19 protein-coding genes and 2 pseudogenes are annotated in these 22,815 nt (G+C 53.1%); 5 read left to right on the top strand and 16 right to left on the bottom strand.

What is annotated here, in order from left to right:
• The 11 genes and pseudogenes from ACILP4_RS09095 to ACILP4_RS09045 all read right to left on the bottom strand — a co-directional run.
• A pseudogene (locus ACILP4_RS09095) lies at positions 1-278 on the bottom strand (hypothetical protein); the annotation flags it as partial.
• 12 nt (positions 279-290) lie between these two features.
• Positions 291-713 carry a hypothetical protein gene (locus tag ACILP4_RS09090; protein ID WP_395620406.1) on the bottom strand — a complete coding sequence of 141 codons (423 nt, stop codon included), beginning with the start codon at positions 711-713 and terminating at the stop codon, positions 291-293.
• A complete protein-coding gene (locus ACILP4_RS09085; protein WP_395620405.1) occupies positions 713-1,228 on the bottom strand; it encodes a MaoC family dehydratase N-terminal domain-containing protein in 516 nt (171 codons plus the stop codon). The genes ACILP4_RS09090 and ACILP4_RS09085 overlap by 1 nt, the downstream gene beginning before the upstream one ends.
• 325 nt (positions 1,229-1,553) lie before the next feature.
• The gene (locus ACILP4_RS09080) at positions 1,554-2,384 is read right to left on the bottom strand and encodes an SDR family oxidoreductase (RefSeq protein WP_395620404.1); all 831 of its coding nucleotides are present in this window, start codon (positions 2,382-2,384) and stop codon (positions 1,554-1,556) included.
• Positions 2,385-2,467: 83 nt separating this feature from the next.
• Positions 2,468-4,138, bottom strand: coding sequence for a flavin-containing monooxygenase (locus ACILP4_RS09075; protein ID WP_395620403.1), 1,671 nt, complete (start codon positions 4,136-4,138; stop codon positions 2,468-2,470).
• Positions 4,139-4,189: 51 nt separating this feature from the next.
• Positions 4,190-5,341, bottom strand: coding sequence for a CaiB/BaiF CoA transferase family protein (locus ACILP4_RS09070; RefSeq protein ID WP_395620402.1), 1,152 nt, complete (start codon positions 5,339-5,341; stop codon positions 4,190-4,192).
• 267 nt (positions 5,342-5,608) lie between these two features.
• The gene (locus ACILP4_RS09065) at positions 5,609-6,313 is read right to left on the bottom strand and encodes a TetR/AcrR family transcriptional regulator (protein ID WP_395620401.1); all 705 of its coding nucleotides are present in this window, start codon (positions 6,311-6,313) and stop codon (positions 5,609-5,611) included.
• Positions 6,314-6,315: 2 nt separating this feature from the next.
• A complete protein-coding gene (locus ACILP4_RS09060; protein WP_395620400.1) occupies positions 6,316-7,944 on the bottom strand; it encodes a long-chain-fatty-acid--CoA ligase in 1,629 nt (542 codons plus the stop codon).
• Positions 7,941-9,035 carry a phosphotransferase family protein gene (locus ACILP4_RS09055; protein WP_395620399.1) on the bottom strand — a complete coding sequence of 365 codons (1,095 nt, stop codon included), beginning with the start codon at positions 9,033-9,035 and terminating at the stop codon, positions 7,941-7,943. The genes ACILP4_RS09060 and ACILP4_RS09055 overlap by 4 nt, the downstream gene beginning before the upstream one ends.
• On the bottom strand, positions 8,960-9,694 hold the full coding sequence (locus tag ACILP4_RS09050; protein ID WP_395620398.1) for an SDR family NAD(P)-dependent oxidoreductase: 735 nt from the start codon (positions 9,692-9,694) through the stop codon (positions 8,960-8,962). The genes ACILP4_RS09055 and ACILP4_RS09050 overlap by 76 nt, the downstream gene beginning before the upstream one ends.
• An 11-nt stretch (positions 9,695-9,705) precedes the next feature.
• Positions 9,706-11,964: a TonB-dependent receptor gene (locus tag ACILP4_RS09045; protein WP_395620397.1), complete on the bottom strand. Its 2,259-nt coding sequence runs from the start codon at positions 11,962-11,964 to the stop codon at positions 9,706-9,708.
• A gap of 440 nt (positions 11,965-12,404) precedes the next feature.
• Between ACILP4_RS09045 and ACILP4_RS09040 the strand changes: the two genes are divergently transcribed.
• From ACILP4_RS09040 to ACILP4_RS09020, 5 genes are all read left to right on the top strand, one after another.
• Positions 12,405-13,697 carry an acyl-CoA dehydrogenase family protein gene (locus tag ACILP4_RS09040; RefSeq protein WP_395620396.1) on the top strand — a complete coding sequence of 431 codons (1,293 nt, stop codon included), beginning with the start codon at positions 12,405-12,407 and terminating at the stop codon, positions 13,695-13,697.
• A 24-nt stretch (positions 13,698-13,721) separates the two neighbouring features.
• Positions 13,722-14,189, top strand: a complete 468-nt coding sequence (locus ACILP4_RS09035) for a nuclear transport factor 2 family protein (protein ID WP_395620395.1) — start codon at positions 13,722-13,724, stop codon at positions 14,187-14,189.
• An 8-nt stretch (positions 14,190-14,197) separates the two neighbouring features.
• A complete protein-coding gene (locus tag ACILP4_RS09030; RefSeq protein WP_395620394.1) occupies positions 14,198-15,001 on the top strand; it encodes an alpha/beta fold hydrolase in 804 nt (267 codons plus the stop codon).
• Entirely contained in the window at positions 15,001-16,143 is a 1,143-nt protein-coding gene (locus ACILP4_RS09025; RefSeq protein ID WP_395620393.1) for an NADH:flavin oxidoreductase, read from the top strand. The genes ACILP4_RS09030 and ACILP4_RS09025 overlap by 1 nt, the downstream gene beginning before the upstream one ends.
• A gap of 358 nt (positions 16,144-16,501) precedes the next feature.
• Positions 16,502-17,572, top strand: coding sequence for a phosphotransferase family protein (locus ACILP4_RS09020; RefSeq protein WP_395620392.1), 1,071 nt, complete (start codon positions 16,502-16,504; stop codon positions 17,570-17,572).
• Positions 17,573-17,780: 208 nt separating this feature from the next.
• Here the strand turns inward: ACILP4_RS09020 and ACILP4_RS09015 are convergent, their stop codons facing one another.
• The 5 genes and pseudogenes from ACILP4_RS09015 to ACILP4_RS08995 form a co-directional block, all read right to left on the bottom strand.
• Entirely contained in the window at positions 17,781-18,524 is a 744-nt protein-coding gene (locus tag ACILP4_RS09015) for an SDR family NAD(P)-dependent oxidoreductase (protein WP_395620391.1), read from the bottom strand.
• Positions 18,525-18,696: 172 nt separating this feature from the next.
• Positions 18,697-18,981, bottom strand: coding sequence for a helix-turn-helix domain-containing protein (locus tag ACILP4_RS09010; RefSeq protein ID WP_395620390.1), 285 nt, complete (start codon positions 18,979-18,981; stop codon positions 18,697-18,699).
• Between the two features lie 272 nt (positions 18,982-19,253).
• Complete coding sequence (locus ACILP4_RS09005; protein WP_395620389.1) at positions 19,254-21,317, bottom strand: PQQ-binding-like beta-propeller repeat protein; 2,064 nt, start codon at positions 21,315-21,317, stop codon at positions 19,254-19,256.
• A 500-nt stretch (positions 21,318-21,817) separates the two neighbouring features.
• A complete protein-coding gene (gene mmsB / locus ACILP4_RS09000; protein WP_395620388.1) occupies positions 21,818-22,687 on the bottom strand; it encodes a 3-hydroxyisobutyrate dehydrogenase in 870 nt (289 codons plus the stop codon).
• A 2-nt stretch (positions 22,688-22,689) separates the two neighbouring features.
• Positions 22,690-22,815: pseudogene (locus ACILP4_RS08995) on the bottom strand (enoyl-CoA hydratase); the annotation flags it as partial.

Raw genomic sequence — 22,815 nt, 5'->3', positions numbered from 1 at the left:
AGGATCGAAAAGGTCGTGCTGCCGCCAGCACCCACGCTCATGCAATAGCGCGGGAATATTTGCATATATTCGGCCATTGCTTCGGCGTGATACATATAGGGTTCGGCCATCGAATTGCAGGTGATTAGCCCATCAATCTGGTCCTTTGTGATACTGGCATCTACCATAGCGCGCCGTGCGGCATCGATACACAAGCCGGTGGGGCTGAATTGGGGAAGTTTTCCCACCTGAGAGTCCGCAGCCCCAACAATGGCAACTTTTCCCCGCAAGTTATCCATGATTGTTTCCGATCAGGCCTTGTTGAAAGCAACGACGGCAGTGCCCGGAACGATTACGTCGCCGGCTTCATTCTTGATGAAGATTTCAAGTCTTGCGGAACCCGTGTCGTGATCGACTGAAAGCACCCGCCCGCCTGAGGTCACTGTCTCGCCTATATATGCGGCTTTGCGGTTCGAATATTCAAGCTGCGTCATCTGGCCCGCACCATCCAGCCATTCTATAACACATTGGGTCAGCCAGTCGCCAAGCATCGGCCCCGACATCACAATGCCCGGATAGCCCTCGATTTCAGTGGCGTAAGGCATATCGAAATGGATGCGATGGGCATTCCAAAGCGCGGCGCTATACATGAAATTCTGGACGTTATCTGGAGAGTAAGCACGACCCGGTAAGGTGTCGCCTGGCTTTAGGTCTGTTATTTTCGATGTGTTCATTATCGCAAGAGCCGTGTTGTTTTTTCAGTGAGGACAAGTTCGCCAGCGGCCGTTTCCACGCGCATGATAACTTCATAGAAAATGATCGGTCCCTGCGAACCAGATTTTTCATAGATATTGGTCAGGGTGCGGGTGGCAACCAGAACATCCTCTGCCATGATGGGTCTGAAATAATCGATACTGAGGCCGCCTGCCATTGCTTTTTCAAGCGGAAATTTGGGTAGCAATTCATCGATTGAAACGCCGTCGGGGGTTAGCTTGTCCAGCTCAACCATGTCCCAGAACAGAGCGAGGTGAAATAAAGGTGGGGCTTCATCGCCATCCAGATATTCTTTTTTCTTCCAGCCCGTTGCAATGGAATATTTACGTATTTCCCGCCGAGAGGCAATTTCGGTCCGGCGCGCCGACGTTCGGCCGATGCAGGAAAGCAACTCATCACTCAACAGCCCATTTGTACTTACAAATTTATCCTTACCTGGCTCAGGCGAATTTAACCGTTGTGGTGCTTCACTCATACTCAATTGCTTTTCAAAAAAGTCTCTAACAACGTCTCGCGTTCGCTTATCTGAAAGTCATGACTAAATCCATACCAGATATTGGTCCAACAAAGGCGTAGTTTGGCATTTATGTCCGGCTTGGCCTGCCTTAGGAGGGCACTTAATGTCGCGTGCGGATATCGGAAGAAGCCAACCCGTGTTGCTGGGCAGTCGCAATCACCGCTGAGGCTTTCGCAGTCCCCGGAACGTATGAATGAGCAGCCCGGACGATGCAGCGTACTGAACCAACATCCATTGAAGCAGCGCGAGGCGTCGAGTACCCCCGACGCCCGCGCGACCGCTGTCAGCTCGTCTTCATCACCGCCTCGCCGATCATTGGCTGATACTCGCTAAAGTTCGGCTTTGCAGAGGTCGCGCCAATGGTGGTCCCGGCATCCGTGGTCAGCGTATGGCCAGTTGTATAACCGGACTCATCGCTTGCGAGCCATAGAGCAGCGTTAGCCACGTCTTCGGCTAAACCTGGCCGACCATGCAATGGCGAGACTTCAGCTAAGATGCGTTTGGCTTCCTCAATATTGCTGGGATCGCCGGTTAGAACATTTGCGACCATAGGGGTCGCCATGCTCGCCGCGGCAATTGCATTGACGCGAATTCCTACATGGCAGAGCTCAGCAGCGACGTTCTTGGTCATCCCAACAACAGCATGCTTTCCGGCTGCATAGGCGTGTGGCCCAAGGCCGCCCATCAAACCGGCGGTACTGGCCATGCTAATGATGCTGCCGCATTCCGCGGGTTTCATAACACGTGCTGCGTGCTTCATGCCAAAAAACACGCCATTGATCAGAACGGCAAGCGAAGCGTTCCATTCGCTGGCGGGGGTCGTGTCAATTGGTCCGACTGCTCCGACAATGCCGGCGTTGTTGAACATAATATCCAGCTTGCCGAACCGGCTGATGGCAAGATCTACAAGCGCCGCGACATCGTCTTCTTTTGTCACATCACACACGGCAAAAGCAGCTTGGTCGCCAAACTGCGCGGCAAAAGCTTCGCCCGGTCCACGTTGTATATCGCCTATGACGACCTTGCAGCCCTCTTTGATAAATCGGCTCGCCGTTGCCGCACCGATACCCATTGCTCCGCCGGTGATGACCGCTACTTTATTTTCTAGCCGCATTTGTTGATATCCTTGTTGCCATTCCCGACATCTTTACGACGTATGGATGTGGTTAATCTCATGTAATGTCGAATGCCCGCAGCCTATGACAATTTTTTGAAGCTCAGTTGCGGAAATCCGTCGGCAGCTGACTGATCCAGTGCGTCATAATAGGCACCTGCACCGCCAAAGTAAATTAGAACACGTGCGCCTTTGTCGTCTCGGTTGGCACCCATCATCCAGGAATTAACCTTGTCACCATTGGCCATAAGGGTCTGCTGGTGAATATCGCTGGTCGCGGCGGTCCATTCAAGCTCCGCTTGTTCCTGCGGCTCGAAAACGTCCAAACCTTCGCGCTCCATTTTATCGATGCAACGCGAAATCCAAATTGCATTCTGCTCAATGGATGTCGGAAGGTTAGCAAAGGGTGCCTGGGGACCAGTAACCACGAACATATTGGGGAAACCGGTGACGCACACACCCATGATGCTGCTCGATTGGGACTGCCACTTTTGGCTCAATGTTTGGCCCCCCAACCCGCGGATCGGGAAAGCCTCCAACGCGCCCGTGTACGCCTTAAATCCGGTCGCCAATACGATGATGTCAAATTCAAATTCATTCCGGGTCGTACGCACGCCAGTCTCTGTGATCTCGACTATGGGTTCATGGTTTTTAATGTCCACGAGCTGCACATTGTCTCTGCTGAATGCTTCCAAATACCCATGGTCAAGCGGAGGACGCTTTGCAAAAAGAGGGTAATCATCAAAATTCGGTACAAGCAATTTGGCTAGCTCCGGATCTTTGATGCGCTCCTTCATTTTTTTGCCGATAAAGTCGCCTGCCATCCGGTTGGCTTCCGGACTGGCCAGAAGATCGTCAAAAGTCTCAAAAACCCACCGGAAGCTGCCAGTCCAATTCTCTTCAAAAATGCGCTCCCGCTCTTCTGGCGACGTATCGATTACATTGCGGCCTACTGGGCTATCGAAAGCCATGCCGAACACGTGGTTACGGCACTTCGCGACGATGTCAGCGTAATTGCTTTTGATTTCCTTTTCCCATTCGGGTGTCATCGGCTTTTGCATTGCGGGCAAGATATAGTTTGCCGTGCGTTGGAATACCGTCACGCTTCCCGCGGTTTCGGCGACAACTGGCAACATTTGTACCGTTGTTGCGCCTGCGCCAATAATGCCTACCCTTTTGTTGGCATAATCCAAGCCTTCGCTCGGCCAGCGGGAAGAATGGAAGATCGGACCTTTGAATGTACTCATCCCTGCGATCTTCGGAATCATCGGCTCGGAAATCATCCCCATGCCACTGATGAAATATTTGCAGGTAAAGACACTGCCATCGCCGGTCGTAACCTGCCAATGGCCCTGATTTTCCAGATACTGCGCTTCCACAATCTCTGTGTTAAGCTGAATGTGAGGCCACATATCGCATTTATGGGCGACGAACCGCATATAGCTCTGTGTCTCTTCCCGACCCGGATAACGCTTCGTCCAGGACCATTCCTGCAGCAGTTCTGGAGAGAAGGTAAGGCAATAATAATAGCTTTCACTGTCGGTAGCCGCACCGGGATAGTGGTTCCACGCCCATGTACCGCCAACATCTGAAGCGCGGTCGAATACGCGCACACTCAGATCCAATTTTCGCAGATAATGGATGAGGGCTAGTCCAGCAAAACCGGCACCTATGACAATCGCGTCATAGTCGAGTTTTGGTGCGTCATTACGATTTTTGAGCGCAACGCTTGCGTCTGCAGTGCCTATAGTCATCATCTTCTCCAATTATCCAACGGCACCTTAGTTAGTGCCCGTTATTCTCTCTTAATGTGTCTGTTTTACCCGATAAGGGTCAGCCATTCCTAACTCAGCAAGAATATCCTCCCGATCAGCATCGCGCTGCCACATCTTAGGCAGAACGACTTTTGTGTCGGCAAATCTCGGGGCTGGATGCGGCTGCATGAGGCCGTCGGATTCCAGGTAGCTTCCCCTAGCACGGTTGTGATCATGCTCTGGCGCATCAGCCATCGAAACAACTTCGGTGTAGCAACAGTCGCGGTGTTGCAGCAGATTTGTCCAAACCTGCCGAGGTGCCGATGCAAAAATCTCGCCCAAGCGGACCTTCATAGCGGGCCAATTTTCCTCATTCCGCTGCGCCGCAAACAGCGGGTCGTTGTCAAGTTCGAGTGCTTCGATCAAGCGTGCATAAAATTGTGGCTCGATAGCTCCAATGGTAATGAGTTCGCCATCTGCACACGCATAGCTAGAATAAAAAGGTGCACCGCCATCAAGGAGGTTCTGGCCAGGTTCTTTTTCCCACATGGCGCTGTGTTTAAGAGACCACATCCCCGCCATTAATGCTGCGGACCCTTCTGCCATGCTGCAGTCGATAACGCGGCCATGACCGCTTTGTCGAGCAGCCAACAGAGCCGAAACGAAACCAAAGGCGAGCATCATACCGCCACCACCATAGTCGCCGATCAGGTTCAGCGGCGGCATTGGCGGCTTTCCATCCTGACCCAGCGCCGCGAGGCACCCGTTGATGGATATATAATTGAGATCATGTCCTGCGGCATTGGAAAGCGGCCCATCCTGACCCCAACCAGTCATCCGCCCATATACTAAGGCGGGGTTACGTTTCAGTAGAACATCGGGTCCTAAGCCTAAACGCTCTGCCACTCCGGGTCTAAAACCCTCAATAAATCCATCGGCTGTTTCGGCGAGCCGAGCGACAACCTCAATTGATGCGGGATCCTTCAGGTCAAGCGTGATTGTACGCCGCGAACGCAACAACACATCGCACTGCTGCTCCTCCGCATTAGCTCCAGGGCGATCAATACGGATGACATCCGCTCCATGATCGGCAAGCATCATGCCGCAAAACGGCGCAGGACCAATTCCTGCTAATTCGATCACGCGGACACCATGAAGAACCGGCAGCTTCAAATTCACGTCATGGATAGCCGGACCAGTCATATGCGGGACGGTCCAACTGCTTCGCCATCAGCAATCCATACGACAGCGCCAAAACCCGTCACTACAGCGATGCACTGGCGCGCCAAGCTTCTTAACATTAGCGAATTGACAACTTTTGCCAAGCAAACCCTCCCACAATATCGGGTGCCGCCCACGACATTTTTACCGCTTATTTGCTAGCGTCTAGCAAATGAAAAATCAAGCACAAATAATAGGGATTAAACTATTGATATATATATGTTTTTGAAGAAAAATTTTTGAAGAAAACTAATCTATTTTAAATGCCTTCAGGGTCAGTCGGCGAAACGCTTCAAACTGCTTGGAAAGGTCGAGATTATTTGGTGCAACAAGCCATTGATAGACCGTCCCGAATATGAAACTGCAAAAGCCAAATGCGTAGCATTCTGCATCTACATCGGCATCAATTTCACCGCATGAGATACCTTCTTCGACCCAATGGGCGACGTCATCGCGATAAATTTGATGATATGCCGCAAGATGATCACGCACATCATTGTGCGTACTGATAGACTCAAACCACAAGATATACATGGCCTGCATATATGTTGAGTGGCTTGAGAGAAAATCTTCCACAGCATGTAAAGCGGCTAGGCAGGCATGTGCGCCACCTCTTGTTCCCACTTTGTTAGCGAGTTCCCGTGTCCAGCTGGTATTGAAATGCAGAACAAGCTGACCGAAAAGCGCATCCTTCGAACCGAAGCGGCTGGACGCCAAACCTCGAGAATATCCGGCACGTTCGCCAACGGCCTTGAGCGTCGTTGCGTGTGTACCTTGTTCAACTATCAACTGCATTGCCGCGTCGAACATCCGCGCATCGGAAAGCGCAGTGCGTTCCGCTTGCGTGCGTCGTTGAGCGCGTGGTTTGACTCGCGCCTTAGTCGGTACGGCATGTTGAAATTCCGTCACCTCGCGAAGAGAAGCCTTACCCTTCACCTTGATTGGTGCGTTCATGACTACTGGTCAACTTTCACAATTTTAATCTTCTCGGTCGCAACCGCCTGGCGCAGTGCCTGCTTGTCAATCTTGCCAACACTGGTCAACGGTAATTTATCCACATGCGTCCAGTATTCGGGTATCCAAAAACGTGCAACGCGACCTTGCAAAGCGCGTCGCAAGGCAACGAAATCAGGCATTGCGCCATCTAACGTTGTAACGATCGCCAGCGGCCTCTCTTCCCAACGCGGGTCTGCGACTGCTACAACCGCAGCCAGATCAACACCGGAAAGGCTCGAAACATGATTTTCGAGTTCGGCGGAAGGAATCCACTCACCGCCCGATTTTATCAAATCCTTCAACCGGTCTGTTACCTGCACATATCCCCGCTCATCAATCGTGCCGGCATCGCCAGTGTCAAGCCATTCGTCCTCGGTTAACACGCCATCCGAACCCACGCCGTGATATCCCCGCGCAACCCATGCACCCCGTAATTGCAAGCGCCCGATGGTTTTGCCGTCTTCGCTGAGCCGCTTACCATCGTCGTCGACCAACCGTACGCGCATACCTGCGACAGGTCGTCCGCTTTTGGCGCGCAAACGGCGTGCCTCTTCGTTCGATGTGTCGGCTGGCGGATGAGACAGAACGCAAAGCGGGCTTGTTTCCGTCATTCCCCAACCTTGGATAAGCGGCACATTCCAGCTTCGCTCAACCTCGGCGATTAGAGCCTCGGAAACTGCTGATCCACCCACTACGATGACGCGAAAACTTCCCATATCGATCGGGTCTTTGGAATCTGCGCGGAGCAGATCGTTCAAGATAGTAGGCACAGTGGCAGTGAATGTCGGCGCTGTTGCGCGGATCATCCGGCGGATCGCTTCCGGCTGCAGGTGGGGACCAGGCAACACGAAGTCTGCGCCTGCGAGCCAGCCCGAATACGGCAGTCCCCAAGCATTTGCATGGAACATAGGCGGCATGAGTAAAATTTTATCGCTATCGCCTAAAGCAAAGGCGTTTGTGGCCATAGATGCGAGACTATGCAGGTATATCGTGCGATGCGAATACACGACACCTTTGGGGTTGCCCGTTGTTCCGGACGTATAACAGGTAGCGGCAGCAGCGGTCTCTTCAACATCCGGGAATTCGACAATCGGCTCACAATCGGCAATGAAGTCCTCGTAGAGCGTCCATGGCTTTTTAATTTCCGTGAGCCCGGCGACATTACCGGTAACGATTATTTGTTTCAGACCTTCAAGCGAATTGATCTGAGGCAAGAGGCCAGCAAGCAGATCGCCGTCGGCAATCAGAAAGGCATCGTCAGCATCCGCCATGATGTAGCGCAACTGATCGGGGTGAAGCCGCAGGTTGAGCGTATGGAGCACAGCCCCCATTGCTGGCACTGCAAGATACGCTTCGAAATGGGCAAAATCATTCCAGCTTAATGTAGCAACACGCGTATTTTTATCCACGCCCGCCAACCGTAACGCGGACGCAAGGCAACGCGCGCGATTTGCTGTCTCGGCATAGCTACGCCAATTCATCTGCGCGCCGTCAAATAGGCCAATACGGCTAGAAGCATGAATGCGTTCACCGTGAGCAAAAATTGCAGCGGTACCGAGCGGTTCGTGCATCATTGTGGCGTCCATCATGCCATACCCTTTATCTGAGCAATGCGCTGAGCGGCATCAAGTAATGCCGGCACATCATGCTCAAGACCACGTTCATAAGGTCCGTCTACTTGACCATTGCGGAACAATACGTAAGCGCCCTCGACGATCACGGCGAGACGCCATAGTGCAAAAGCTTGAAAATAATGAAGATGTTCAATGGAAAGCCCTGTTGAATTTGACCAGCGCTGCGCCAATTCACCGCCTTCAATGGCTCCGTGAACATTTGACACGCGCTGCACAAACGCGAAGCCGAGGGGCAGACTTTCATCGCGATTCCACATTGCCGTCACGAGCCCCACATCAACAAGTGGATCGGCTAGCGTTGCCATTTCCCAATCAAGTATTGCCCTAACTTTTGGTTCTATCGGGTCCATCAACACATTGTCGAGATGATAGTCGCAGTGCACGATCCGCGCCGTCTCTGGCTCTGGAGCGTTGTCAGCTAGCCAAGTTCCGAGCGTTTCGATCAGTGGCAGATCTCGGACTTTGGAAGCTAATCGCACCGCACGCCATCGCTCAATCTGGCGAACAACAAAGTTCCGCGCCTTCTTTACATCCCCCAACCCTTCAGGAACGGGTGTAATCGCGTGCACCTTTGCGAGGGCATCTATCAATGCAATGCCAATAGCATCGATAGTTTCAATATTGTTTGAATAAGCGGGCGGCAAAACGTCAGTAATCGCTGTTCCCTGCACGAAACGCGTGAGGGAAAATGGGGCACCTAATATTTCCGCATCTTCACAAAATAATATGGGTTCGGCAACCGGCGCATTGCCTGAGATGGCCGAAATGAAGCGAAATTCTCGAGCAATGCCGGCACCGGCAAGGTCAGATACCGTATTGGTGGGCGGATGACGTAGCACCAACGGACCAGTTGCCGTTTCGACGAGGCTTGTAACATTTGCGTTTCCGCCCGCAAGGCGGCGCGCAATGCGTACTTCGGTGAATTCTGCATTCCCTTCCAACCAAGTGCAAAACAGCTCAGCCGGATCGCTCACAGCCTGCACAGCAAGCCGCCATCGTTGGAGATAGTTGAGCCAGTCATATATGGCGATCCTGCAACCCACCATACGACATTGGCCAGCTCCTCAGCCGTTCCTTCACGACCAAGTGGAATGCTTTCTACAAGCCTCGCTTTGGCGCGCGCCGATATACCCGCCGTCATTTCGGTCGAGACCATACCGGGGATGACGAGATTAACCCGGATGCCCCTGCGTGCTAGTTCAACGGCTAACACTTGCGTTAGTCCGGACAGTCCGGCCTTTGACGCACCATATGCAGCATCACCGGTAAAACCGCGAAGACCAACAACGGCACCGATGTTTACAATCGCCCCCCCTTCACCCAGATAAGGCAAGGCGGCGCGTACACAGTTGAGAGGGCCGGAGAGGTTGGTGTCAATAACGGCCTGCCAATCATTCTGGGAAAGAGTGCCAACTAGCCCGCCACGATGCAGACCCGCATTGTTGACGAGAACATCAATGCCTCCCCAACGCTCCGCAACTTGCGCACAGGCATCTTCTAAAGACGATGGATCTGTTACGTCCGTGACTAGGCCCATCGCATTATTCCCAATGGCCTGGGCTTCATCAAGGACATTCTCTCCGCGGGCAAAAAGAGCAACCTTATCTCCATGGCTCGCGGCGATCCTGGCGATCGCGAGGCCAAGGCCTCGCGATGCGCCAGTAACTACCCATCGCCGCGTTTCACGCTTTGGCTGTTTAGTCATGCCAGTCCTACTCAGAACGCCTGCGTCACGGCAATGCCCCAAGTCCGACTTGGACGCGGTGCCGCATAGCTCCAAACGCCCTGAACGTCGTAACCGATCGTCCAGCCCTTTTCGTTAGCCAAATTCTTGCCGAACAGGCTCACCGTTGTCTTGCCGAATCGTGCGTTGACAGAGGCGTCCAACAAGAACTGGCCACCGTTCCGTAAGTTCGGATTGTTGAGGAAGGTGATTTCATGCTCGCCTATGTAACGCACATCGCCTGAAATCCAAGCCGACGCATCGTTACCGATGTCAGCTTCATATGTTCCTCCGGCACTCCATGTCCATTTTGGTGCGCGACGGATTTTCAAGAATGAGGCATCCACAGCCCTACCTGTGCTGTAGATGTCACCTAAAAAGTCCTGATACTTCGCGTCAAGATAGCCAAGGTTACCGTTGAGCGTAAAGCCGTCGAACAGCTTTGCGGTCAAATCAAGCTCGAAGCCTTTGAACTCAGCTGATGATGCGTTGATCGTTCGGTTCTCGCGTCCCGTCGATGTACCAGGCGCCGGAACGTCCAGATCCTGTTGCATGTCACTATATTTCATTACGAAAGCTGATCCATTCAGACGAACCCGGCTATCCGCGAATTCAGCTTTGAAACCTACTTCATAATTGTCGAGAGTTTCCGGATCATACGGAATCGTTGCAGCGCCAAGAGTTGCAGGACGTCCATTAAACCCGCCTCCACGATAGCCGCGTGACCACAAACCATAGACCATCGCGTCATCGGAAAATTCGTAGCGAAGCGAAACGCGGGGCGTGAATTTCTTCCAGCTTTCCTCGACTGGCGCTGCCATGACTATAGTTCCAGGCAATGTGGCGACTGGATTTGCTTCGACCAAAGATCCATAGATTTTGACAGGCAAGTCATTGACAAGGCTGGACTTCTTATCCTTTGTGTACCTAGCCCCAACGGTCAAAGTGAGCTTATCAGTGAGATCATAGTCGCCTTCCCCATAGATCGCCCATGACTTGTTAGTTTGTGTGACATCTTGTGCACTTGTAAGCAGAGGCGGTCCTGCGAACCCAATGTAGTTCTTCAAATTGATCGTATACTCAGAATCCCACAAATAGGCGCCCAAAACAAACGTCACTGGGCCTGAACCGCCCTTTGTGAGGCGCAATTCGTTCGTGGTCTGGCGCCAACGTGCAGGCCGATCAGTATGATACAGCGTAAATGGCGTGGTATCGAAATCCTGAGTGATTGTTTCGTCTGTTTTTAGCCAGCCGAGAATATAATCTAGCTGCATATCGGATCCGACATCATAGGTCGCTTTGGCGACTGCCATATCGAGCTTAAATGTCGCATTTTTGTCGAGCCGTCCGTCAGAGACGCTCACAAAGCGATCACCAGATGTGGGTTCGCCCAGCGTAGGCGAGCACTGAGCATATGCCGCACAGAACAGGTCGGTCGACTTATTAACCGCAAGCAATTGTGGCGGATCCTGCTTAGTTTTCTGATGATCGTAGCTGACTTGGATGTCGAGATTATCGGTCGGCTCGAACAAGAGTGCGCCTGAAACAGCATAGAACTCAGAACGCTGACCCGGCTGTTTAAAGAATTTGTTATACATATAGCCATCGGATTTCTCATAAGCGCCGCTGACTTTGACCGCTACATTATCTGAAAGGCCAGTGCTGGTAACGCCTTCAACCTTAAATGTATCAAATCGACCATACGTGGCGCGAGCCTTTCCGGTAAGATCATACGTCGGTCGCGAACGAGCAAGGTTGATTACGCCGCCGGTAGCGTTGCGTCCGAACAGAGTTCCTTGCGGCCCGCGCAGAACTTCAACACGATCAATATCGATCGCCTTGAGCAAACTGCCCGAACTCTGCCCGATGTAAATATCATCAAAAACAACGCCGACTGCTGGATCGACTGACTTCTCGACATCACCGACGCCGATACCGCGAATGTATATAGCTGCAACGCCTCCCGGACCCTGCTGCGTGTCATCGATAACAATATTGGGTGAAGCGCCCGCAAAGTCACGAACGTCGGAGTCGAAGCGCCTCTCCAGTTCACTGGCGGACAGCGCGCTGACCGATGCAGGCACATCCTGAATGTTTTCGTCGCGCTTACGGGCGGTTACAAGGATTTCTTCCAACCCCTGCGTTTCTGCCTGTGTCTCCGTGTTTGTTTCCTGCGCACTGACTATTGACGCAGGATATAATATGATTGCAGCGGTGGTTAGCAGCCGCGTGATTTGTATACGATCTATCATGATCATTCCTCTCCAAAAACGGGCGCATGATTTGATCGCGATCTCCCCTACAGATGTCGCAATTTACGCTCCAACTTAAAGGATGCCTCACTTGCTTGTTATCGACAAGCAAATTTTGCATACCACTTGAGTTACATAACAATATATTTCTTATCTAACTGTATTTAAATATAAAATTTTCATAATTTCGCTGATTTACCATTCTTGCTTGTTCTCAACTAGTAACTATGCAACAAAGATTCGACAGTTTTGTCGGTCACGGGAAAGAGCAGCATGAGACCCGAGCCTCCAAGTAAAGCGGCTCCGATCTCGAGTGGCGCGACCGGAACAAGTGAAGTGCAGGATGTATTTGTGCCTGACACGGAACTTAGGAGCGAATGTGCCTGAAAAGACGGTCGATGAGTGTGGTTGGAACAAAAAAGTAAGGAAACTATTTACTGATGGCATGGGATTTTTCAAACGAGCCTGAATTTGAACTGCAGCTGGAATGGATGCGCGGGTTCGTTGCCGAGGAGATAGAGCCACTTGATCTGGTGTTTCGCGATCCTGGAGCGCATGTTGATCCGCGGTCGCAAGCTGCGCGTATCATGGCGCCGCTTAAGGAAGAGGTCAAAAAACGGGGCCTTTGGGCCTGCCATTTAGGTCCCGAACTCGGCGGAAAAGGCCTTGGCCAACTGAAGCTTGGGCTGATGAACGAAATTCTGGGCCGCAGTCGCTTTGCGCCGACTGTTTTTGGAACTCAAGCGCCTGACACTGGTAATGCTGAGATACTCGCGCGTTTTGGCACCTCGGATCAGAAGGCTAAATATCTCCAGCCGCTACTCGATGGTGAGATTGTCTCCTGCTATTCGATGACCGAACCGCAAGCAGGGGCCGATCCTGGCGAGTTCACCTGCAAAGCCCATCTTGATGGTGACGAATGGGTAATTGAGGGCGAGAAGTGGTATGCTAGCCACGCTTGCATTGCTGAGTTCCTAATTGTCATGGTCATCACTGATCCTGATGTTCCGGTGCATGAGGGATCGACGATGTTAATCGTCCCGCATGATACGCCAGGACTTGAGATAATACGAAATACCGCCGTTGGTCCAAAGGATGAGATTGGCAGCGGGGTTCATGGCTATCTTCGTTTCACCAACTGCCGCGTGCCTCAAGCAAACCATCTTGGTCCAATCGGCGCAGGCTTTAAGGTCGCTCAGTCGCGCCTCGGAGGCGGTCGTATCCATCACGCGATGCGGACTGTCGGAATGCTGAATAAAGCGATGGAATATATGACGGAACGTGTCGTTAGCCGCACCACCAAGGGCGAACGTCTGGCCGACAAGCAGATGGTCCAAGAGAAAATCGCCGACAGCTACACGCAGATTCTGCAATTTCGCTTACATGTCCTTTATGCCGCATGGCTGCTTGATCGTGATCAGACCTATACCCGCCCAGTGAGGCGCGAAATCAGTGCCATTAAGGCCGCCATGCCGGGCGTGCTTAAGGACGTTGTGTATCGCGCACTGCATCTGCACGGTTCACTTGGCATGTCGAACGAAACGCCGCTGATGGATATGTGGCAATATGTTCCAGAAATGGGAATCGTCGATGGACCGACCGAAGTGCACAAAATCGGCGTGGCGAAGGACATATTGAGAGATATTCAGCCGTTCGCTGGGCCTTTCCCGAGCTATCATGTGCCAGCCCGTCTTGCCGCAGCGCGAGAGAAATTCGCAGCATATCTTGACTGATGTGCGATATCTCAAGGAATTGATATGAAAGAGATCTCTGACATCGATAAACGTTTAGACCGTGTTGAGAGCCGCTTCGCGATGCATGATTTGGTTAGCGACTATTGCCACGGCTTTGACAAGCGCGACTGGGAACGCTTCCGTGCAATATGGTGGCCCGATGCCATATGGGACATTGGCCCTCCCTTTGGCAGCTTTGAGGGCGCTGACAGCATTGCGCAAGTCACCCAGGATGTTTTGTGGGGAGCTTGGCTTGCATCCAGCCACTTCACCACGAACCTCGTCGTTTTCTTTGAAGGTGATGACCGCGCGACCGGCCTGTGTGACGTTGACTGCATTGGTACGACCTCTGATGGTCAAGCCCAAACCGTAAGTGCGACCTATTTCGATAAATTCGAAAGGCGCGATGGCATATGGAAGATCGCGCACCGCAAGGTGAAGATGCACCACTTTAATCCGCTTCCCGGCGTCATACTGTCGCCGCCTGCATAGGAGCATATATGGCTTATTTTGATACTGATGATGGTGGCCGCGTTTATTTTGAGCACCATCGTGCGCCCGGATTGCCGGTCGTGCTTATACACGGCTGGGGCATGTCTGGAGATTATTGGGCTTCGGCTGTCGAGGGGCTCCTTGCTGCGGGGCATGGTGCAATTGTGATTGACCACCGAGGCTGCGGTCGTTCGGACCGGGATTTTACCGATATGTCGATTGCTGCGATTGCCGGCGATGTTGCCGCGATCATCGATCGATGTGGTGTCTCACGGGTCGCGTTAAATGGGTGGTCCTTGGGCGGCGCCGTTGCAGTTGCGGCTGCCGCATTGCTCGGCAATCGTGTTGCAGGACTTATTCTAACCTGCGGGGCATCGCCGCGCTATGTACAAGGCGACGGATTTCCGCACGGCGGCATGCCTGAGGACGTTCTCGCAATCGCTGGCGCAATTACCGCCGACCGCCCCGGATTTTTCCGGGCGCTGGCTGAGGGCGCCTCGGGCGAAGGCGCAAGCGAGGCTATGATTGGTTGGGTCGAGCGAGGCTTCTTGGCAACCGCGCCGCGTGCCAGCGAAACACTTGCTGGACTTGCAACGCTTGATCAGCGCGAACTGCTGGCATCTTTTACTTTCCCTGTCCTGTCGATTGGCGGAGCAAAAGATGCAATCGCTGACCCTGCGATTGCAGGCTTTGCCGCAAACTGCGCTGCGAATGGCACGCTTCTAACTATGGGCACTGGGCATTCCCCTCAGCTCGAGAGCCCCTCTACCTATAATGAGGCACTGCTCGCATTTTTAAGGGATTTAATCTGATGTCTACTGCTCCACTTGACGATTTAGCTGCCTTGCTTGCACCGCTGCATACTCCATTTGCGTGTAAGTCGCTGAAAGCTCCAAACCGTTTCTGCATGGCCCCGATGTCGCGTTATTTTGCTCCTGGGGGTGTGTTAGGAGAGGATGGGGCAGAATATTACCGCCGTCGTGCTGCGGGTGGTGTCGGTACGATTATAACCGAGGGCACTGGAGTGGCGATTGATCACGCTGTTGCCGCAGACAATATCCCGCTATTTGATGGAGAGGAATCGCTTGCCGGATGGAAGGGCGCAATTGATGCCGTCCACGCCGAAGGCGGGATGTTTGTTCCGCAATTATGGCATGTCGGCGGTTGTATGGATTTCAACTTCCCCGATTCACCCCACGCTCCGTTGGTTAGTCCGTCAGGCTTCGCTGGGCCGGACATTGAGGGTGGTCGCGCCATGACCCAACAGGATATTGATGATACCATCGCCGCCTTCGCAAAATCTGCCCGCTTGGCAAAAGAAATTGGATGCGACGCCATCGAACTGCACGGGGCTCATGGGTATATTTTTGATCAATTCTTCTGGGATCGAACCAACCTACGCAATGATCGCTATGGCGGGCCGGACATTGCGGACCGCGCCACATTTGCGGCCGAGGTTATTGCCGCCTGCCGAGCAGCGGTAGGCGAAGATTTTGCTATCATCTTTCGTGTCTCACAATGGAAGACGTATGACTATGATGTAAAATTAGCAGCTAATCCGGACGAGATGCACCGTTGGCTTGACCCGCTGGCCCGCGCTGGGGTGGATATTTTCCATGCTTCGCAGCGTCGTTTCTGGGAACCCGAGTTCGAAGGCGACCACAAAAATCTGGGTGGTTGGATCAAGCAGGTCACGGGTAAGCCCGTGATCACCGTAGGATCGATCGGCATGGATCGAGATTTGATGCAGGATTTTGTCGAAGGCGTGTCGTCTCCCATGTTGGGTCGCCTGGAGGATCTTGTAAAGATGTTCGAGCGCAACGAGTTTGATCTCGTCGCACTGGGTCGCGTTCTTCTTGCGGATCCTAACTGGCTGGAAAAGGTAGAGCAGGGACGCATTAACGAGTTAACGCCCTATAATCGCGATACGGCGCTCAAGAACTACGAGCATTGATAATCCGACAGCCTGAGTTCCACGACGACGACAACGATAAGGTGGCAGTTTTCAATGTCGTCAGTGGGTAACCGAGCTAGGGGCAAAATAATCCGCAATTCCATTTTGATGAAAAAACAGAGATGATATGAGTCTTATCGATCATTGCATCAACGGTGGCGTGGGCATTAGTACAGCGTGCCTTGTGATACGTTGCCGCAGCCAAGATCACGGCCAACGCGCATGAAACGGTATACTCTTCCCCTGATGACGAAACGGCTGTTGACCGATAGAGGCGCGAGATTGTCAATAAGGTTAGGCGTATGATTATTGGTAGGGACCTATTGCGCCTTTAAATTCTGGCTGTGGAGTTAAGATTATGATTACGGGCTCAGATGCAAATATGGGCACAACGCCAGTTAGAATAGAACACCGGTTCAACGAGCAGGCATTGGCAGACTGGATGATTGGAAATGTTGAGGGCTTTGACGGGCCTCTCACCGTTGAACAATTTAAAGGCGGCCAATCTAATCCTACTTATAAGATCATAACAAATACAAAGTCGTACGTATTACGCCGCAAACCACCGGGTGATTTGTTGAAGGGTGCCCATGCGGTTGACCGAGAAGCGCGAATATTATCCGCGCTTGGGGCTACCGGTTTTCCTGTGGCTAAGGTTTACGGTCTTTGTGAAGATGACAGCATTATCGGAACTTCGTTTTTTATCATGGAGATGGTTGAAGGGCGTATTTTTTGGGATGCCACATTTCCTGATGTCGAAACTGGCGATCGTGCAGCCTATTTTGATGCGATGAATACCACAATTGCGTCCCTTCATAAGATTGATCCCGCTTCGGTTGGCCTTTCTGACTTTGGCAGGTCAGGCAATTATTTTGAGCGACAGATTGCGCGTTGGTCGAAGCAGTATCTCGAAGATGCCGATGCAGGGCGCGATACGGAAATGGACAAATTGGTCGAATGGTTGCCAGCTAACATCCCGCTCGGCGATGAGATTAGCATCGTACATGGTGATTTTCGCTGCGATAATATGATATTCCATCCGACAGAACCACGTGTGCTGGCGGTTCTGGATTGGGAATTGTCAACTCTAGGGCACCCACTGGCCGACTTTGCTTATCATGCGATGATGTTTCGGATGCCTCCAGACATAGTGGCAGGATTAGGGGGCGCCAACTTAGCCACGCTCGGAATTCCGTCTGAGGCAGACTATCTGGCCGCATATTGTCGCCGAACTAACCGCGCGTTGATTTCTGAGGCCGACTACGCCTTTTATGTCACATTCAATTTTTTCCGACTTGCCGCAATTTTCCACGGTATTAAGGGGCGTGTAATTCGCGGTACTGCTGCATCCGCACACGCGACAGAGCGCGCTAAAAGCTTTCCAAAGCTTGTCGCTCTCGCCCGTGAAAGCATGGATGCCTGCTTATGAGGAATGTGGACTTGTAACGCTTTGGTCCAGTCGCGTGCCCCTTATCACGCCACCTTAGCTTTGTAAGACAAGAGGCTTAGCCTGACGGCGCAGGGCCTGTATGAGTATTGAGAGCGGGGAGCTTCAGGTTGAAGCTGTCCTAACCCAAGTGACAGCAATTGAACACCCTCACATCCATCCCGACGCTGCCAATTTGTTTTCGCACGCATTAAAAACGCGAGATGGCTCCTCCACACACTTTGATGCCAGCACCGCTCACATAGCTAGCGGCATCTGTTGCCAGAAAAAGCGCCGCAGCGGCAACTTCATGCGCCTCTCCAATACGCCCGACAGGAGCTTTTTCTTCCCAATAAGAGCGGAAGGCAGGGTCTGACATAGAAGGGGCAGCCAAGGGCGTCATTATTGCGCCGGGCTGCAGGTAGTTTGCAGTTATACCGAATTTACCCAAATCAGCAGATAGTGATTTGGTAAGGCCCGCAACGGCGTGCTTGCTGGTTCCGTATGCGCAGAGCGAAGGCCCGCCAAAGTCCGACATGATTGAACCAAGATTAATGATCCGACCAGTCCCGCGCAATTTCATGTGCGGCAGCACGGCACGGGTAATCATAAAGGGTGCCGTGACGTTGACCTCCATAGTTCTCAACCAGCTTTCCGGCGTCTGGTCTTCAACAGTGCCTGGCAAGCAAATCCCCGCATTGTTGACAAGGATATCGACCTTGCCGAAGCGGGAAAGCACGGCGGCGACTATTGAATCTGCGGCATCCGGTGTTGTAATGTCGCACAAGAGGCGTGCTAGCTTATCGCTAGCTTGCAGATCCGCTGCGTCAAAGGGCTGCAGATCCACGGCCAGCACTTCTGCGCCTTCAGCTAAATAAAGACGAGTTATGGCTAGCCCGATACCGCTAGCGCCTCCAGTTACGATCGCCGTCTTTCCCGCAAGTTGCCCTGTCATTTGCTTCTCCTTTTTCCGTGCCTACAAAAACCCAAACCAGCCTCTATGCGCTTGTCTTGGCGTATCCCGCCCGACGAGCTTGGCGATATCGTCTCATAATGGAGCTGATTGTCATCCGCGGCCTTGGCCAATATCGTAGACGGCAAAGTCGCTATGATGCAAGGATCGCTGGTTAATCAAACCGAGCGCACTGCATCTTTTCTTTAAGTGCGGCTACCAGGCTTTCCTCATCGAGACCTACTGCACGGGCAAAGGCTCTCGTAAAACCATAAATGTACACATGCCCAGGCAATGCCGAGAAGTCGTCATTCTCAATCGCTGCCAAAAAGCGCAGTGAAATTTTCGTGCGATCTGCGATGTCTTGGAGAACAAGATTAGCCATCGTGCGCGCGTGGTTAAGCCTAGCGCCAATCAATTCCATCTCGCCCACAAGCGGCTCTTTTTGAACAAAGCTCACTTCAATTCTCCCCCCGAAGAATGCGATTTTTAGTTACATAAAAGATACAAACGAATCGGAATATTCTCTTTTTAGCAGAAGTTATCCACAGGGTCGAATCGTCGAAGACGCGATGCGGGCAGACAATATCGTCAGCACTTTTTGTTCGGTGGCCTGACCTCCTAAATTGCCTCCATTTTAATAGGTCCTGACGCTAGGCTACGCGGCGACCGACCAAGATTGATGATCATGCGACCCGTCCGACGCCGGTAATTTGGCAGATCGCTCGCTCGTTAGTCGGCCAGCTCAAACACATATAGCATATTGCCACCGCTCGGCTGGTAGATGTCCGGGCTTTGTTGCGCCGTCACCAGCTTGAACACGCCCATGCCCGTGGTCACGGCAATATACTGTTTGCCGCCTACCGCATAAGTGACTGGGTAGCCATGCGGCGCTGACCCAAGGCGTGTTTGCCAGAGCACCTTGCCGGTATTCACATCGAAGGCCTTGAAGTAACGATCCAGGTCGCCAATGAACGCCAGACCACCTCCAGTGGTAAGAGCAGAGGTCATGAACATCGCGCGCTGGGTGTGTGACCAGCGCGGCTTTAACGTCGTGACATCGATGGCACTCAGGCGACCGAGCATGCCGTCAGTGCCAGGCATGGGGTGGATGGTGGATTCGCCGCCATAACCGCCGCCGCCTTCTTTGCGCTCCACGGCACGGCCGGTCATGTCGACGCACAATTGGTGCAACGGCAACAACAGCAAATTGCTGGCCGGGTCATAGGCGCTGGCCTGCCAGTTGTGGCCGCCATAGATGCTCGGACAGACCGACACCGTGTCATCCACCCCTGCATTCATGATGTCATCGCGGTATTCCACGCGACCAGTGCTATGGTCGATGGACTTGAAGATATTTTGATACAGCGTTTCGGTGACAGCAACAAACTTGCCGTTACGACGGTCGAGTTTCCACAACAGGCCATCCTTACCGGCCGTGAGCACGAATTTGTCCGGCCCGATATCGACCAGCACGCGTTCGAAGCCGGTTTCCATGTCGAGTGTTTCACCGGGTACGTGCTGAAAGTGCCATTGCAATTTGCCGGTGCGTGGGTCGAGTGCCAGTGTTGCGTTGGTGTAGAGGGCGGCGTCCGCCGCAGTCATACCGCGGCTGGCTGCTACCCAAGGTTTCGCTTGGGCGGTGCCGAAATAATAGAGGTTTAACTGCGGGTCATAGCTCCCGGTAATCCAATTGTCGCCGCCGCCCCGCAATTCAACGGGCTGGCCCGCCCAGCTGGCATCATTGGGGTCGCCCGGCAGTGCTATAGTGGAGGTGCGCCAAAGTTCTTTGCCTGTGCTTGGGTCGTGTCCGGTGATAAAACATCCGGACTTCTTGTAGCGTTCGCAGCCGTTGATGCCGCTCACCACGACGCCACCGGCGATGAATGGCCCCGCCGTGTGCGTGAAGCCTTGACGATAGTCTGCCTTCACTGCGCGCCACAGCAGCTTACCGGTCCGCGCCTCCAGCGCCACAATGGCGGCGTCGTAAGTGGCCAGAAACACCTTGTCCTGATACAGCGCGATATTGCGTGTAGGGCCACCGAGCGTGCGTGAGTCTTCGGGATAGGGGTAGGCATATTCCCACAGCAGACTGCCGCTCGCGGCTTCGATTGCTTGCACCACATTGCCCGGATGGGTCAGGTACATCACGCCTTCATGGATGAGGGGTGTGGGTTGATTGCTGCCGTCTTTCATCGTCATCGCCCAGGCAAGCCGCAGGCGACCCACCGAGTTGGTGTTGATGCCGGACAGCGGGCTAAAACCCTGCCCATCTTCAGTGCGGCGCCATTGGGGCCAGTCTGCGGCGGGTGGGTTTTGCAGCAGCGCATCGGTAACCGGTGAGGTCAGCGGTGCTTCGCGGTTAACCCAGCCCCCGGCCCGTTGGGCTGCCTCCATGACGCCAGCAGCCCCTTGCCAATTGGTTTGATCTGACTTTTGTTCGCTTGCCGCTGGTTTTAATTCGCTTACCGCAATGCCGTTGCTGCGCAGCAGGAAGGCTGCGATGCCGTTGACTACGGAGGGCGGCGCGTTAGCCGGCACGTTCATCGACATCATGCTGCGGATGAAGGTCGCCAAGGGAGGTACGCCGCCTTTGCCCCATCGGGTGCGGAACCGCTCGCCGGTTAAAGCGACACCATGACCACCGCCCTTCAGGTTGGCATTGTGGCATTCCGCACAGTATTTTTGGTAGTCCACACTGCCAGCAGAGGAGGCTTCAGCCTTGGCCTCTGGCGACAGAAGAACGCTTACGGCCAGCAACATGAGGCTGATAAAAGGCCAGCGCATAATCCGCATGAACATCTCCTATGAATTGTGGCCGAGAATGCTCGCTTGTCTACAACCAGTCAATAATGAAGTTGCCCACACGATGACGGCGCAGATAAGCACGGCAAACCGTTCGGCCGTCAGCTCTCTGAAGTGAGCAAACACCTGCGCTTCTAATCTAGCATCCAAGGCCGCGGCGAGTTCATCGAATTTGAAAATGGTACCGGAAATTCCTTTGGAGAGGCCAGTGTACGGAGCGTTTTTACACATGTATCGACGAAATATATGGGAGAGGTAGCGCGCGAGCATTGTTATGTTAACTTAGCGAGCGATCTTCGAGCAAGCCCGATAAACTAATAGGATGCAGACAAAATGATGGGATCGCCATCGATTTCCGCCTGAATTGATCATTAATGCCGTTTAGCTCTATGCAAGATTTGCTTTGAGTCAGTCTCACAGGTGTTTCGTAAGGTTAGCAACCCTTTTCGCTGGATCAAAATCACATCAAACTTATACATCGCGTAACCGATTTACAGGCTTTGAATAATCGCTGAAAAGTCCAGACTGCCTTTTCCATCTGCATCAAATTGCGCGTATAGCTCGGCCGCCCGCGCGCCCATTGGCACATCAGCGTTGACGGACTGCGCAGCTTCCATCGCCAGCTTAAGGTCCTTCAGCATCAGTGCGGTCGCAAAACCGCCCCGATAATCATTATCCGCAGGCGTCGTCGGCCCGACACCTGGAACCGGGCAATAGCTTGTCATCGACCAATTTTGACCAGAAGCTTTCGACGAAATGTCGTAAAAGGTCTGAAGGTCGAGCCCAAGCTTTTGCGCCATGGCAAAGGTTTCGCACGTCGCAATCATCGATGCACCCAACAGCATGTTGTTGCATATCTTTGCCGCCTGACCGGCCCCTGATCCGCCAGCATGAATGACAGCCTTGCCCATCGCCGACAGGATCGGCTCTGCCCGCGCAAAGGCGGTATCGGTGCCACCCACCATGAAGGTCAACGTGCCCCCATTGGCGGCCGCAATGCCGCCCGAGACCGGCGCATCGACCATGTCATAGCCGGCTGCGACCGCATCCGCCGTCACCTTGCGCGCGGTATCAACGTCAATCGTCGAACAATCGAGCAACACCGCGCCCTTGAGGGCATGGCCCAATACATCGGTTTCAAACACGCTATCGACGATCTTGCCATTGGGCAGCATCGATACGACAGCGTCAACACCATCGACCGCCTCGCGCACAGACGTAAACGTGGCGCAGCCATTTTCCTGCGCCCGCGCCAATGCCTCCACCGACAGGTCAAACGCATTTACCGTGTGCCCTGCCTTAACGAGGTTTGCGGCCATGCCGCCGCCCATGTTCCCCAATCCGATAAATGCTATTTTCATGCTTATTTCCCTGTCCAATTCCCGGGGCGCTTCTCAACAAACGCGGCCATGCCCTCTTTCTGATCTTCAGTGCCAAATAAGCCATGGAACAAGCGGCGTTCAAACACGACGCCTTGCTGCAACGTTGT

It is taken from the genome of Sphingorhabdus sp. (assembly GCF_044239045.1).
In the GTDB taxonomy this organism is placed as follows: domain Bacteria; phylum Pseudomonadota; class Alphaproteobacteria; order Sphingomonadales; family Sphingomonadaceae; genus Sphingorhabdus_B.
Note: the sequence above shows the minus strand (reverse complement) of the source record. Positions and strands in the feature narration are given on the sequence as shown.

What these genes read in the sequence shown, in the direction of transcription:
- ACILP4_RS09005 (WP_395620389.1), bottom strand. Translation starts at nt 21,317, where the DNA reads ATGCGGATTATGCGCTGGCCTTTTATCAGCCTCATGTTGCTGGCCGTA.
- ACILP4_RS09040 (WP_395620396.1), top strand. Translation starts at nt 12,405, where the DNA reads ATGGCATGGGATTTTTCAAACGAGCCTGAATTTGAACTGCAGCTGGAA.
- ACILP4_RS09030 (WP_395620394.1), top strand. Translation starts at nt 14,198, where the DNA reads ATGGCTTATTTTGATACTGATGATGGTGGCCGCGTTTATTTTGAGCAC.
- ACILP4_RS09070 (WP_395620402.1), bottom strand. Translation starts at nt 5,341, where the DNA reads ATGACTGGTCCGGCTATCCATGACGTGAATTTGAAGCTGCCGGTTCTT.
- ACILP4_RS09015 (WP_395620391.1), bottom strand. Translation starts at nt 18,524, where the DNA reads ATGACAGGGCAACTTGCGGGAAAGACGGCGATCGTAACTGGAGGCGCT.
- mmsB (WP_395620388.1), bottom strand. Translation starts at nt 22,687, where the DNA reads ATGAAAATAGCATTTATCGGATTGGGGAACATGGGCGGCGGCATGGCC.
- ACILP4_RS09075 (WP_395620403.1), bottom strand. Translation starts at nt 4,138, where the DNA reads ATGACTATAGGCACTGCAGACGCAAGCGTTGCGCTCAAAAATCGTAAT.
- ACILP4_RS09045 (WP_395620397.1), bottom strand. Translation starts at nt 11,964, where the DNA reads ATGATAGATCGTATACAAATCACGCGGCTGCTAACCACCGCTGCAATC.
- ACILP4_RS09020 (WP_395620392.1), top strand. Translation starts at nt 16,502, where the DNA reads ATGATTACGGGCTCAGATGCAAATATGGGCACAACGCCAGTTAGAATA.
- ACILP4_RS09060 (WP_395620400.1), bottom strand. Translation starts at nt 7,944, where the DNA reads ATGATGGACGCCACAATGATGCACGAACCGCTCGGTACCGCTGCAATT.
- ACILP4_RS09035 (WP_395620395.1), top strand. Translation starts at nt 13,722, where the DNA reads ATGAAAGAGATCTCTGACATCGATAAACGTTTAGACCGTGTTGAGAGC.
- ACILP4_RS09065 (WP_395620401.1), bottom strand. Translation starts at nt 6,313, where the DNA reads ATGAACGCACCAATCAAGGTGAAGGGTAAGGCTTCTCTTCGCGAGGTG.
- ACILP4_RS09050 (WP_395620398.1), bottom strand. Translation starts at nt 9,694, where the DNA reads ATGACTAAACAGCCAAAGCGTGAAACGCGGCGATGGGTAGTTACTGGC.
- ACILP4_RS09080 (WP_395620404.1), bottom strand. Translation starts at nt 2,384, where the DNA reads ATGCGGCTAGAAAATAAAGTAGCGGTCATCACCGGCGGAGCAATGGGT.
- ACILP4_RS09055 (WP_395620399.1), bottom strand. Translation starts at nt 9,035, where the DNA reads ATGGTGGGTTGCAGGATCGCCATATATGACTGGCTCAACTATCTCCAA.
- ACILP4_RS09025 (WP_395620393.1), top strand. Translation starts at nt 15,001, where the DNA reads ATGTCTACTGCTCCACTTGACGATTTAGCTGCCTTGCTTGCACCGCTG.
- ACILP4_RS09085 (WP_395620405.1), bottom strand. Translation starts at nt 1,228, where the DNA reads ATGAGTGAAGCACCACAACGGTTAAATTCGCCTGAGCCAGGTAAGGAT.
- ACILP4_RS09090 (WP_395620406.1), bottom strand. Translation starts at nt 713, where the DNA reads ATGAACACATCGAAAATAACAGACCTAAAGCCAGGCGACACCTTACCG.